Origin of the sequence: Saccharopolyspora sp. CA-218241 (genome assembly GCF_050954615.1) — a bacterium.
GTDB lineage: Bacteria > Actinomycetota > Actinomycetes > Mycobacteriales > Pseudonocardiaceae > Saccharopolyspora > Saccharopolyspora cebuensis.
The window spans coordinates 557,036-568,876 of the sequence record NZ_CP191860.1 but is presented as its reverse complement, the minus strand read 5'-3'; the positions used below and the strand labels follow the sequence as shown (position 1 = coordinate 568,876).

Below are 11,841 nucleotides of genomic sequence, written 5' to 3'. Positions count from 1 at the left end.
TGGGGCAAAGCGAAAGCGGCTCTCGCCGCTTGCCTGACTGTGGTGGGGTTCGGCTGGTGCGTGGCGGGGAAGCGGCTTCGCCGCTTCGCGGGTCAGACCACTCCGTGGATGTTGAGTTCGGGGCCTGGGCGGATCGTTGCGCGGACGCCGAAGACTTGGGCGAGGAGCTGTTCGTCGAGCACGTCGGTGGGTGGTCCGCTGGCGCGCACCCGGCCTTCGTGCAGCACCGTGAGGCGGTCGCAGAACTCTACCGCGTGCCGCAGGTCGTGCAGGGTGAGCAGCACCGCGAGCCCGTCGGCGGCGAGCTTGCGCAGCAACGCCAGCACGCCGTACTGGTGCCGCAGGTCGAGGTGGTTGGTCGGCTCGTCGAGCAGCAGTGCGACCGGTCGCTGGGCCAGCGACCGGGCCAGCGCCACCCGCTGCCCCTCGCCGCCGGAGAGGGTGCGCACGTCGCGGTCGGCCAGCGCGTCGAGCTCGGCCGTGCGCAGCGCCTCGGCCACCGCGGCGCGATCCTCGGCGCGCATCCGGTCCAGCAGCCCGAGGTGCGGGGTGCGGCCCTGCTCGACGACCTCCCGGACGGTCAGCGCCGCGTCGTGCCGCTGCTCCTGCGTGGTGGCGGCCAGCACCCGCGCCAGCCTGCGGCGCGGGGCGTGGCGGGTGACCCCGGCGATCTCGACCTCACCGGTGCCGGGCTCGATCGCCCGGTGCAGCGCGCGCAGCACGGTCGTCTTGCCGCTGCCGTTGGGCCCGACCAGCCCGTGCACCTCGCCCGGCGCCACCTCGACGTCCACATCGGACACGACGCGGTGGCCGCCGAGGTCGGCGGTCAGCCCGCGCACCCGGATGCTCATCCCAGCTTCCTCCTCCGGCGCAGCATCACGAGGAACACCGGTCCGCCGACGAGCGCGGTGAGCACCCCGACCGGCAGTTCGGCGGGGGCGACCACGACCCGGGCGGCGAGGTCGGCGGCCACCAGGAACACCGCGCCGAGCAGCGCCGACACCGGCAGCACCCGCCGGGCGTCGGAGCCGACCAGGAACACCGCCGCGTGCGGCACCAGCAGGCCGACGAACGCGATCCCGCCCGCCAGCGACACCGCCACGCCCGCCACCAGGGACACCGCCACCAGCGCGGCGTACCGGAACGCCCGCGCGTGCAGGCCCAGCGCCGAGGCCGCGTCGTCCCCGGCGGGCAGCACGGTGAGCCACCGCCCCGCCGCCAGCGCCGCCACCAGGGCCACCAGCACCACGATCGCGGGCACCGGCAGCGTCTCCCAGCGCGCCGCCCCGAGCCCGCCCGCCGTCCAGAACATCACCTGCACGGCGTGGTCGGCGGTGGCGGCGGTGTGCAGCACCAGGGAGGTCAGCGCGGAGGCCACCTGCCCCACGGCGAGCCCGCCGAGCACCAGCGCCGTCGCCGAGCCGGGGCGGCCCGCGACGGCGAGCACCGCCAGCAGCGCCAGCAGCCCGCCGGCGAAGGCCACGGCGGGCTGGGTGAACGCGCCGAGCGCCCCGGCGCCGAACCCGAGCACGGTCAGCAGCGTGACGCCGAGCCCGGCGCCACCGGCCACCCCGAGCAGGTAGGGGTCGGCCATCGGGTTGGCGGTGACGAGCTGCGCCACCGCCCCGGACAGGGCCAGCGCGGCACCGACGACGACGCCGGTCAGCACCCGGGGCAGCCGGGCCCGCCAGACGATCGCCTCCCGCGCCGCCGACCAGTCCGCGTCGAGCCACGGCAGCGCCGGTTCGGCGATGATCCGCCACACCTGGCCCAGCGGCAGCCGCACCGAGCCGAACGACACCGCCAGCCCGCCGACCAGCACCAGCGCCGCCGCGAGGCCGAGGAGCACGGCGGCGGTCCGCGCCCTCATCGGCCGTGCAGGTCGCGGGCCAGCCGCTCCACCGCGTCCGGGAACCGGATGCCCTCGGTCAGCTCGACCAGCGGGATGGTGCTGAACCGGCCGTCGCGCACGGCGGGCGTGCCGGAGGCGAGCGGGTGGCCCTCCAGGTACGCCCGCTTGCCCGCCACCGGGGCGCCGAGGTAGTCGACCAGCACCACGGCTTCCGGCGCCCGCTCGGCGACCTGCTCCCAGCTCACCTCGGTGAAGCCCGCGGGCACGTCGGCGAAGATGTTGCGCCCGCCCGCCCGGCGCAGCGCGTCGTGGCCGACGCCGTGCCCGCCGAGGGTGAACGCGGCCTGCTCACCGGAGTCGTAGACGAACACGTCGACGGGTTCGACGCCCGCCAACCGCCGCTGCACCGCCTCGACCCGGCCGCGGATCTCCCCGGCCAGCCGGTCGGCGCCCGCCCGCAGCCCGAGCACCTCGCCGAACATCGCGATGTCGGCGAGCAGGGTGTCCATCCCGGCGGGGCCCTCGGTGCACGACTCGGACAGCAGCAGGGTGGGGATGCCCGCGTCGGCGAGCACGTCGCGCGCCCGGCCCTCGGTCTCGTCGAACGCGCTGGCGTAGCCGCCGACGACGAGGTCGGGTTCGGCGGCCAGCAGCCGTTCGAAGGACGGGTACTTCTCGGCCAGCAGCGGCACCTGGGCGTATTCGGCGGCGACCGGCTCCGGCGGGGCCTGGTCGTCGGGGTAGGCGGTGCCGACGAGCCGGTCGCCGAGCCCGAGCGCGATCAGGACCTCGGTGGCGTGCTGGTTGAGGCTGACCACGCGCTGCGGTGGGGCGGCGAAGGTCTGGGTGCGCCCGCAGTTGTCGATCCGGGTGCCGCCCGCGGCCCGCTCCGGCGCCGCCGGGGCGCATCCGGTGAGCAGCAGCAGTGCTGCCGCGACGAGCCAGGCCGCTGCGCTGCGCATCGTGCCTCCAGGTCGTGCGGCCTGGCGGCGGGCAGCACGGCGCGGCGGCGCGTGGTGACCGGCGACCGCAGACCGCGGCGGTCGTTCGGAGCCTTCGCGAGCGCACGGGTGATCGGGCTCGCCGCGCGGATGCGCGGCCTACCGTTGCGGGTCAGCGCCGGACTTCGACCGGACTTCCCCCGTTCGCTCGGCGGCTGATCCTTCCCGAACCGCCCGGCCCGGTCAACCGCCGCGACGGCCGAGCTTGCGCGCATCACCGCTGGTCAGCGACGGATCGCCGGAAACGTGGGTGAGATCGACGTCTCGACGGGTAGGCATATAGTTGCCAGATCCTTGCAACAGCTAGACGATGGCACGAGAACACGTCACGCGGAGGAGGCCTCGATGGCGCAGCGGTACGAGCTGCCGGAGCTGGATTACGACTACGCGGCGCTGGAACCGGCGATCTCGGGAGAGATCAACGAGTTGCACCACAGCAAGCACCACGCGACCTACGTCAAGGGCGCCAACGACACGATCGACAAGCTGGCCGAGGCGCGCGAGGCCGGTGACTTCGGGTCGATCGTGGGCCTGGAGACGACGCTGGCGTTCAACCTGGCGGGGCACTCGCTGCACCTGGTGTGGTGGAAGATCCTCTCCCCCGACGGCGGCGACAAGCCGACCGGGGAGCTGGCGGCGGCCATCGACCAGGACTTCGGGTCGTTCGACGGGTTCCGGGCCCAGATGGAGGCGGTGTCCACCACGATCCAGGGCAACGGCTGGGGCGTGCTGGCCTGGGACCCGGTGGGTCAGCGGCTGATCACCCAGCAGCTGCGGGACCACCACTCCAACCTGTCGATCGCCACCACCCCGCTGCTGGTGTTCGACATCTGGGAGCACGCGTACTACCTGCAGTACAAGAACGTGAAGGCCGACTACGTCAAGCAGCTCTGGAACGTCGTGAACTGGGCCGAGGTGGCCCAGCGCTTCGCCGACGCCCGCGCGGGCAAGAACGGCCTGCTGCTGCCTTGACCGGTCCCCGATCTCGACGGTGAGTGCTCCGACAAGCCCGCCGTCGACGGGATCAGCCCCCGGCCTGCCGAGAGGCCGGGGGCTGATCTGTTCCCGAACTGACTGCCGCTCCCACCACGAAGCGGACATGTATTAGGTTAGCCTAACCTGCCTGATCTGACAACCCCCGCTTCGCCAGCACCAGCGCCGCCACCACCGCCGCCCCAGCCGAGACCAACGCGCCGAGCAGCAGCGGCATCCGGGCCCCGAACAGCTCCGCCAGCCAGCCCGTGACCAGCGCGCCCAGCGGTTTGCCGCCCAGGAACAGCAGCATGTACAGGCCCATCACGCGCCCGCGCATCCCAGGTTCCACGGCCAGCTGCACGGTGGAGTTCGCGCTGGTCGTGAAGGTCATGACGGCGACGCCCACCGGGACCAGCGCCAGCGCGAACAGCTCGTAGGTCGGCATCAGCGCGGCCACCGCCTCCAGCAGGCCGAACGCCAGCGCCCCGAGCACCACCAGCCGCAGCCTCGGCCGCCCCCGGCCGCTGCGCCGCGCCGCCAGCGCGGCACCGGTCAGCGTGCCCACGGCCAGCGCGGTGATGAGCAGCCCGTAGCCCGCCGCGCCCCGGTCGAACTCGTTGCGGGCCAGCACGGCGAAGGAGTTCTCGAAGTTCATCCCGAAGGTGCCGACGCAGAACACCAGCACCAGCACCACGACCAGCTCCGGCCGCCCGCGCACGTAGCGCAGCCCGGCCCGCAGCCGACCGGACTCCTGGGCCGCCGCCGGTGCGCCCCGGTGCAGCGCGCCCGGGTCCATCAGCAGCAGCCCGCCCACCACGGCCGCCGAGCTCGCGCCGTTGAGCAGGAAGACCCAGCCGGTCCCGGTGGCGCTGATCATCACCCCGGCCAGCGCCGGACCCACGATGCGGGCCAGGTTGAACGTCATCGAGTTGAGCGCGACGGCGTTGGTGAGCTGCGCCGGACCGACCATCTCCACCACGAACGACTGGCGGATCGGCGCGTCGGCCGCGGAGAAGCAGCCGAGCACGAAGCACAGCACGTAGACCTGCCACAGCACCGCCAGCCCGGTGACGTCGAGGAGGCCGAGCACCACCCCGCACAGCCCGAGCGCGGTCTGCGTGGCGATCAGCAGCCGGCGCTTGTCGAACCGGTCGGCCAGCCCGCCCGCCCACAGGGTGAACAGCAGCGTCGGCAGGAACTGCAGGGCGATGGCGACGCCGAGCGCGGCCGGGCTGCCGCCGGAGAGCTCCAGCACCAGCCAGTCCTGCGCGGCGCGCTGCATCCAGGTGCCGGTGAGCGAGACGACCTGGCCGGAGGCGTAGTAGCGGTAGTTGCGCTCGCGCAGCGAGCCGAACATCGACGGCGGAGGATCGTGCTCCCCGCTGGGGCCTCGTTCCAGCCGGGTTCCGGATCGCTCCGCCACCTGTTCGCCTACCGCCCTTCAGCGCCTCGCCAGGCGATCGATGATCTCGGCCGCCTCGGACAGCACCTCGCGTTCCTCGTCGGTCAGTCCGGCGAGCTGGTGGTCCAGCCAGCGCTCGCGCGCCGAGACCTCCTCGTCGATGCGCGCGCGGCCCGCCTCGGTCAGCTCGACGATGGCCTGCCTGCCGTCGGTGGGGTGCGCCCGCCGCGCCATCAGCCCGGCGGTCTCCAGCGCGGCGATCACCCGCGTCATCGAGGGCGGCTGCACGCCTTCGGTCGCGGCCAGCTCGCCCGGGGTCATCGACCCGGCCTTGTACAGGCAGAACAGCGCCGAGAGCTGGGTGAGCGTGATGGTCGAGTCGGTGCTCTGCGCGCGCAGCCGCCGGTTGAGCCGGACCACGGCGAGCCGCAACCGGCTCCCCAGGGTGCGCTCGCTGATGTCGGACACGTCGTTAGCCTACCAAACAATCCAGGGGAATCGGACAAAGCACAGGTCGGCCCACCTTAGAGCGCCGCCCGCGGTGAGCGGTGCAGCGATCCGCGGAGCAGCGCGGCGGTGGCCCACAACGCTGGGACGCAGGGCCTCGCACCACCCACCGGACACTCCCCTGACATCGTCCCGAGACGCTGTGCTGCGATGGCGCACGACCCGAGCAGATCGTGACTGTCAGGAGCAGAGGTGGCCGCATCGTCCGATCAACCGAAACGCGGACGGCCAGCGTGGAAGACGATCCTGCGGAGCAGCCTCGACGGGGCCTTGATCGGCGCAGGTGCCGGGATCGCGTACGCCATCGTGGTCGCGCTCTACGGCGTTGTTGCCTCGGCGCCGAACGGGGAGGCAATCGCGGGGGTGGCGGCGGTGGCCAGTCTGGTCGCAGTGCCGGTGGGGATTGTTCTCGGAACGGTCTTCGGCACGGCGTTCGGCCTCGCCGCGTGGCTCGGACTTCGCCATCTCGCCTGGGTCGAGGGCGCGGTCGTCGCGGTCTTCGGCGGTCTTGTCCTCGCTCTCGTGATCACCGGATCCGGTCAGGTGAACAGCGGGACGCTGGTATGGGGCGCCGGACCGCTCGTGGCCGGGGTGCCGGCAGCGGCGCTGCACGGGTGGAGATTGCAACGCCGCGTTGCCTGACCGAGGCCTGCCGCCGATCCGGCGGAGTCCCAGTCAGGCAAGCGGCGAAGCCGCTTCCCGCCCGCGCACGCGCGGAACGGAACCCCCGTCAGGCAAGCGGCGTAAGCCGCTTTCGCCTTGCCCCCACCCTCGCCACCGGCACCGCCGCGGGTTCTCAGCGGCCTTCTCGCGAGGACAGCCGCGACGCCGTGTACGCGCTTGTACATGAGGAGCGGCTCCCGGAGCGAGAAGGCCGCTGAGGTTCCGCCACCGGCACCCCCACGCAGAACGAGCCCGACACCGAAAGATCAAATTCCGAGAGCCGCGCTCACCGGGCCTGCTCCGAAGTAGAGCAGGAACGCCGCCGACACCACCCACATCAACGGGTGCACCTGGCGGATCTTGCCGGTGGCGGCCTGAAGCACGGTGTAGCTGATGAAGCCCGCGCCGATGCCGTTGGCGATCGAGTAGGTGAACGGCATGACCACGATGGTCAGGAACGCGGGCAGCGCGATGCTGAAGTCGGCGAGGTCGATCTGCTTGATCTGCCCGATCATCATCGCGCCGACCACCACCAGCGCCGACGCCGCCGCCTCGATGGGGATGATCTGGTAGAGCGGCGTGAAGAACATCGCCGCCAGGAACAGCAGGCCGGTGATCACGTTCGCCAGGCCGGTCCGGGCGCCTTCGGCGATGCCCGAGGCCGATTCCACGAACACGGTGTTCGAGCTGGCCGAGCCGAGACCACCGGCGACCGCGCCGAGGCCCTCGACGCCCAGCGCCTTGCCCACGTTGGGGAAGTTGCCGTCCTTGTCGGCGAGCCCGGCTTCCCTGCTGAGGCCGGTCATGGTGCCCATCGCGTCGAAGAAGTTCGCCAGGACCAGGGTGAACACCAGCATCGCGGCGGCCAGCGCGGGCAGCCGGGTCCAGGCGCCGAAGGAGATGTCGCCGATCAGCGACAGGTCCGGCAGCCCGACGATCTGCTCCGGCAGCGCCGGGTAGCCGAGGTTCCAGCCGTAGGGGTTGCTGCCCTCCGACGGGCCGACCCGCACCAGCGACTCGACGGCGATCGCCACCACCGTGGTGATGCCGATGCCGATCAGGATCCCGCCGCGCGTCTTGCGCGCCACCAGCACCGCGGTCAGCAGCAGGCCGAACACGAAAACCGCGGTCGGCCAGGTGGCGATCGACCCGTCGATGCCCAGGCCGACCGGCACCGTGGTCCCCGCCGCGTCCGGGATGCGGCGCACGAATCCGGCGTCGACCAGCCCGACCATGGTGATGAACAGGCCGATGCCGACGGTGATGGCGGACTTGAGCGCGGGCGGCACCGCGTCGAACACGGCCTTGCGGAAGCCGGTGGCGACCAGGATCAGGATGATGATGCCGTTGACCACCACCAGGCCCATCGCTTCGGGCCAGGTCACCAGGGGCGCGATGCTCACCGCGACGAGCGTGTTGAGGCCGAGCCCGGCGGCGAGGGCGAACGGGAAGTTCGCGATCAGCCCGAACAGGATCGTCATCACCCCGGCGACCAGCGCGGTCGCCGCGGCGACCTGCGGCACCGGCAGGATGCCGCCCAGCACGTCCACCTTGGCGCTGGGCGAATCCGCCGAGTAGCTGCCGAGGATCAGCGGGTTCAGCACGATGATGTAGGCGATGGCCACGAAGGTGACGACGCCGCCCCGGACCTCCCGGACGACGCTGGAGCCCCGCTCGCTGATCTTGAAATACTTGTCCAGCGCACCCTTGCGCGCCTCGGGAGTCTCCATCACGCTTCCCATCACGACACACCGCGCGCGCACGACCTCCACGCACGCGACCTCGAACTACCGGGAGTAGCCTGCCTGACGTGGCACAGGACAGCGAACCCACCCCCTCCAGAGCGGGGCACCGACCGGTGCCGCAGCTCCCGCGCCGACTGGCCGATCCGACGCCGGTCGTGCTGGCAGGGACGCTGCTGTGGCTCGTCGGCGTCGTCTGGTTCGGGGTGGTGGACCTCACCGACGGGCAGTGGGGCATCGAGTTCTGGACCAGCGCCACCGGTTGCGGACTGGGGATCATCGGTTACGGAGTGTTCCGGTGGCAGCGTTCGGCGGCCCGGCGCGGTTCGCGCGGCGCCTGGCGGGGCCTCTCCGGGCTGGACTGATTCCGCCCCCGAGCGCTGGACCGGCGCGCTAGTCTGCTGGGTCGGAGGAACACCACTTCGCGCGGGGGATCACGACCAGTGCCGTCCAAGCTCGACGTCGACCGACTCGAATACGTCATTCTCGCCGGCTGGGCCGGCCTGACCCGGGTTCCCGGCGTGGCGTCGTTCAGCCACTACGGGCGGACGCCGGAGAACATCAACGCCGAACTGGAAGCCGCCGACCAGCGGTGCCGCGAGCGCGGCCTGGTCGACCGCGGCGATCGCGTCAACGACGCCGTGTGGGACCTGATGGGGGTCTACGCGCACTCCTCCGTCGAGTACGACCTGCGGTTCTCGCACACCAAGGGCACCGAGCTGCGGGCCTGCGTCACGGTGGCCGGGCAGGTCGCGGTGCGCACCACCATCGACGGCGACCGGTTCACCCTGGAGCGGGTGCGGCCGGACGAGGCGCTGCCCGCGCTGATGTCGCTGCTGCCCGAGCACCGCCCGCACAAGATGCGCGCGCTCGGCGTCGACCTCGCCGAACTCCGCAAGGCCCGGGCCGACCTGGAGCGCCGCGGCGAGACCGACGAGCGCGCCCTCGACCAGTTGCTGCGCTCGCGCGGGGTCAACATCGCCGACTACCGCCAGATGACCAGACTGCTCGACGGCAAGAAGCTCGGCGGCGGCGAGGTCGGCGTGACCATCTGGAACCGCCAGCGCAAGGAGTTCCGCGGCGAGCAGACGCTGCGCATCGTCGACCTCGAACAGGGCCGCGTCGCCGTCTACAACAGCGGCGGTCAGCGCATGGTCGCGGGCTGCGACGCCGGAACGGTCAAGCGGGTCCTCGGCGGCCTCGCCGCCGAAACCCAGCGCGCCGCGGCCTTCTGATGCTGCTCCGAACGGAGCATTCGTGACCGAATCGGGAACTTACGCCGCGTGTCGTGCGCCGAACTACTCTGTGGTCGGCGGCACGCACCTGGCAAGCTACACCTGAACACGCAGCACTGGAGGGAAGACCGTGTTAGTACCTGGGGTGGGCGGAGCAGTGGCGGCGGCAGGTCGCGCCGTCGTGCACACCGTCGTTAACACTGGTTCGGCCGGCGGCGGGGGTGCCGCCGCCACACAAGCCTCGTTCTCCGTCGACATCGAGCAGATCCCCGGCCTCATCGCCAAGTACCAAGAGGCACAGGACGAGTTGCGGGCGATCCAACGCCACGCGAATCAGCTCGCCAATCTCAAGATCGGCGCCGGAGACGACGAAGTGAGCGGGAAGGCCTCGGAGGCCTTGGCCAAGATGGCAGGCAATGACCGAGGAAACCTCGGCTGGGCGGTGACCCAGTGCATCGAACGGCTCCAGGGCCAGATTGATCAGCTTAAGGCAGCTCAAAGCGGCTACCAGTCCGCCGACGAAGCAGCCACCCCACGTCAGGTCTAAGGAAAAGCATCGTGCTACGACGAGCCAGTTTGACTGCCTTCTCCCTTCTCGCCACGCTCGGCATCGCCGCGTGCTCGACGTCCGATGGAGGAAGCACCACGCCTCCCACTCAAGCGACGTCCCAAGCGGAGACGTCCACGATCGAGAACCCGCGCGATCTCAAGGCAGTCGCGGACGCATGCACCTTGTTGACCCCGGACCAGCTCGCAGCGCTCGGAGGCGGCGGCCAGCCGGAGGCAAGCACGTCCGCATACCAGGAGCCCCAGTGCTACTGGCGCAACGACGCATTCGGTGTTGACGTCGCCATCAACACCGTCGCAGGCGGACTCGACGTGGCATTCAAGGAACCGGGGACCGAACGAACCGAGATCGCGAGCTTCCCTGCGGCCAAGTCGGGCGAAACGACGACCCTGTGCCACATTGCGGTCGTCGTCGCCGAAGACCAGCAACTCGAGATCGATTACACCAGGTTCGGCGGCGATACCCCGGAGATGCTCGACACCTGCGGAATGGCGGAAAAGCTGGCCGCCGAAGCAGTGAAGAACCTCCCCGCCTGACTTTAGAATTTCGGCCTATTCGAGGGGGACATCGAATGCCCATCCCATTGATACCGGTCATGATCGGCGCTGCTGGCGGATACCTCGCTTCGCCGAGCGATAGCGGCAACAGCAACGAGATCATGCAGGACGTCGGGTTCAATCACCCGCAGAAGTACCAGCAGATCACCGGTGGCCGGGGCACCGCCGCGATCGATCCGGTGATCGACGGCTGGCAGAATGAGATCTCCAGCAAGTTCCGCGAGGTCGCCAACAAGCTCGAAGAGGCCAATGCCAAGGCTGGTGTCGCCTGGGAAGGGCGCGCTGCTGAAGAGCACGGCAGCTCGCTTTCGCCGATGACGCAGTTCATCCACGATGCCGACACCATGTCGCAGGTCGTAGGCCGCACTGCCATGGAGCAGGCGAACAACTTCAGCACGGTAAAGAATTCCATGCCGGAGCCTGTGGAGGTTTCCGCGACCGATAGCTGGATAGAGAAGGGCGGCGCCTGGCTGGTTGGAGGTGAGACTGACCTTCAGCAGCAGGAGCGGGAAGCGCGGGAAAAGGCTGAAGAGGCGAAGCAGCACTACGACAACTACCAGCAGTCCTCGAACGCCTCGATCAACGCTCTTCCCATGTTCCCCGACCCCCGCAGATGGCCTACGAGCAGGGCTCTGAGCCCGGTGGTCAGGGCACCGCGGTGGGGACGCCGACGAGCCCGGGCAATGGCGGGAGCGCGCAGGGCATCGGCGGCGGTGGCGGCAGCATCGGCCGCGTCGGCGGCGGTGGCGGGCTGGGGCCGGATGGCCTCGGCAGCGTCTCGCCCGGCCCGGCCGGTAGCGAGTCGCAGTGGGCCGGTGGCGGCGGTGGCGGGTCGAACCCGCTGCCCGGCTACAACCCGTCGGTCCCGCCGGGTGGCGGGCCTGGCGGCCCCGGTGGCATCGGCGTCGTTCCCCCGGGCACCACGCCTCCCGGCACGGGTCGCGGCGGTCCGGGCGCGGGCGGCCGGGCCGGTGGTGCGGGTGGCGCCGGTGGGCGCGGGCTCGGCGCGGGCGGCGGCACGGGTGCCGGCCGCGGCGGCGTCGGCGGACCGGGCGCGGGCGGCGGAGTCGGCGCCGGTGGTCGCGCCGGAGCCGGTGGCCTCGGCGGTGTCGGTGGTGCCGCTGGCGGCGCCGGTGGCGCTGCGGGCGGACGCGGCGGTGCGGCCGGTGCCATGGGCGGTGCCGGTGCTCGCGGACGCGGCCAGGAAGGCGAGGACGACCTCGAGCACGAGAACAAGTACATGGTCGACACCGACGAGGCGTGGGACGAGCTGGGTCTGCCCAAGGTCGCCCCTGCCGTCTTCGGCGACTGGGGCAACGACCGCTGAGTCGTAGCCGAG

At 71.4% G+C, this 11,841-nt stretch carries 14 protein-coding genes; 7 read left to right on the top strand and 7 right to left on the bottom strand.

Annotated features, from left to right (window positions below; translation table 11 throughout):
* Positions 1-92: 92 nt before the first annotated feature.
* From ACQP0T_RS02925 to ACQP0T_RS02915, 3 genes are read right to left on the bottom strand one after another with little or no spacing between them, the layout of a single operon-like run.
* The gene (locus ACQP0T_RS02925) at positions 93-851 is read right to left on the bottom strand and encodes an ABC transporter ATP-binding protein (RefSeq protein WP_433871173.1); all 759 of its coding nucleotides are present in this window, start codon (positions 849-851) and stop codon (positions 93-95) included.
* Complete coding sequence (locus ACQP0T_RS02920) at positions 848-1,870, bottom strand: FecCD family ABC transporter permease (protein WP_433871172.1); 1,023 nt, start codon at positions 1,868-1,870, stop codon at positions 848-850. Before ACQP0T_RS02920 ends, ACQP0T_RS02925 begins: the two co-directional genes overlap by 4 nt.
* Positions 1,867-2,814, bottom strand: coding sequence for an ABC transporter substrate-binding protein (locus ACQP0T_RS02915; RefSeq protein WP_433871171.1), 948 nt, complete (start codon positions 2,812-2,814; stop codon positions 1,867-1,869). Before ACQP0T_RS02915 ends, ACQP0T_RS02920 begins: the two co-directional genes overlap by 4 nt.
* 384 nt (positions 2,815-3,198) lie before the next feature.
* Here ACQP0T_RS02915 and ACQP0T_RS02910 point away from each other — a divergent pair, with 384 nt between their 5' ends.
* Positions 3,199-3,825 (top strand): superoxide dismutase, encoded by a 627-nt coding sequence (locus ACQP0T_RS02910; RefSeq protein ID WP_433871170.1) that lies wholly within the window; start codon positions 3,199-3,201, stop codon positions 3,823-3,825.
* Positions 3,826-3,967: 142 nt separating this feature from the next.
* On the opposite strand, the gene ACQP0T_RS02905 is transcribed toward ACQP0T_RS02910, so the two are convergent.
* The gene (locus tag ACQP0T_RS02905) at positions 3,968-5,227 is read right to left on the bottom strand and encodes an MFS transporter (RefSeq protein ID WP_433873577.1); all 1,260 of its coding nucleotides are present in this window, start codon (positions 5,225-5,227) and stop codon (positions 3,968-3,970) included.
* Positions 5,228-5,269: 42 nt separating this feature from the next.
* Positions 5,270-5,698 (bottom strand): MarR family winged helix-turn-helix transcriptional regulator, encoded by a 429-nt coding sequence (locus tag ACQP0T_RS02900; protein WP_433871169.1) that lies wholly within the window; start codon positions 5,696-5,698, stop codon positions 5,270-5,272.
* A gap of 231 nt (positions 5,699-5,929) precedes the next feature.
* Here ACQP0T_RS02900 and ACQP0T_RS02895 point away from each other — a divergent pair, with 231 nt between their 5' ends.
* Entirely contained in the window at positions 5,930-6,379 is a 450-nt protein-coding gene (locus tag ACQP0T_RS02895) for a hypothetical protein (RefSeq protein WP_433871168.1), read from the top strand.
* Positions 6,380-6,666: 287 nt separating this feature from the next.
* On the opposite strand, the gene ACQP0T_RS02890 is transcribed toward ACQP0T_RS02895, so the two are convergent.
* The gene (locus ACQP0T_RS02890; RefSeq protein ID WP_433871167.1) at positions 6,667-8,130 is read right to left on the bottom strand and encodes an NCS2 family permease; all 1,464 of its coding nucleotides are present in this window, start codon (positions 8,128-8,130) and stop codon (positions 6,667-6,669) included.
* An 80-nt stretch (positions 8,131-8,210) separates the two neighbouring features.
* On the opposite strand from ACQP0T_RS02890, the gene ACQP0T_RS02885 reads away from it, so the two are divergent.
* The 4 genes from ACQP0T_RS02885 to ACQP0T_RS02870 all read left to right on the top strand — a co-directional run bounded on the left by ACQP0T_RS02885 (position 8,211) and on the right by ACQP0T_RS02870 (position 10,481).
* Positions 8,211-8,507: a DUF2530 domain-containing protein gene (locus tag ACQP0T_RS02885; protein WP_345367431.1), complete on the top strand. Its 297-nt coding sequence runs from the start codon at positions 8,211-8,213 to the stop codon at positions 8,505-8,507.
* Between the two features lie 78 nt (positions 8,508-8,585).
* Complete coding sequence (locus ACQP0T_RS02880) at positions 8,586-9,377, top strand: ESX secretion-associated protein EspG (RefSeq protein WP_433871166.1); 792 nt, start codon at positions 8,586-8,588, stop codon at positions 9,375-9,377.
* A gap of 181 nt (positions 9,378-9,558) precedes the next feature.
* On the top strand, positions 9,559-9,924 hold the full coding sequence (locus ACQP0T_RS02875; protein WP_433871165.1) for a hypothetical protein: 366 nt from the start codon (positions 9,559-9,561) through the stop codon (positions 9,922-9,924).
* A gap of 29 nt (positions 9,925-9,953) precedes the next feature.
* A complete protein-coding gene (locus ACQP0T_RS02870; protein WP_433871164.1) occupies positions 9,954-10,481 on the top strand; it encodes a DUF3558 domain-containing protein in 528 nt (175 codons plus the stop codon).
* Positions 10,482-10,483: 2 nt separating this feature from the next.
* Here ACQP0T_RS02870 and ACQP0T_RS02865 read toward each other — a convergent pair whose 3' ends face one another.
* The gene (locus ACQP0T_RS02865) at positions 10,484-11,047 is read right to left on the bottom strand and encodes a hypothetical protein (RefSeq protein ID WP_433871163.1); all 564 of its coding nucleotides are present in this window, start codon (positions 11,045-11,047) and stop codon (positions 10,484-10,486) included.
* Positions 11,048-11,115: 68 nt separating this feature from the next.
* Between ACQP0T_RS02865 and ACQP0T_RS02860 the strand changes: the two genes are divergently transcribed.
* Positions 11,116-11,829, top strand: a complete 714-nt coding sequence (locus ACQP0T_RS02860; RefSeq protein WP_433871162.1) for a hypothetical protein — start codon at positions 11,116-11,118, stop codon at positions 11,827-11,829.
* Positions 11,830-11,841 lie beyond the last annotated feature (12 nt).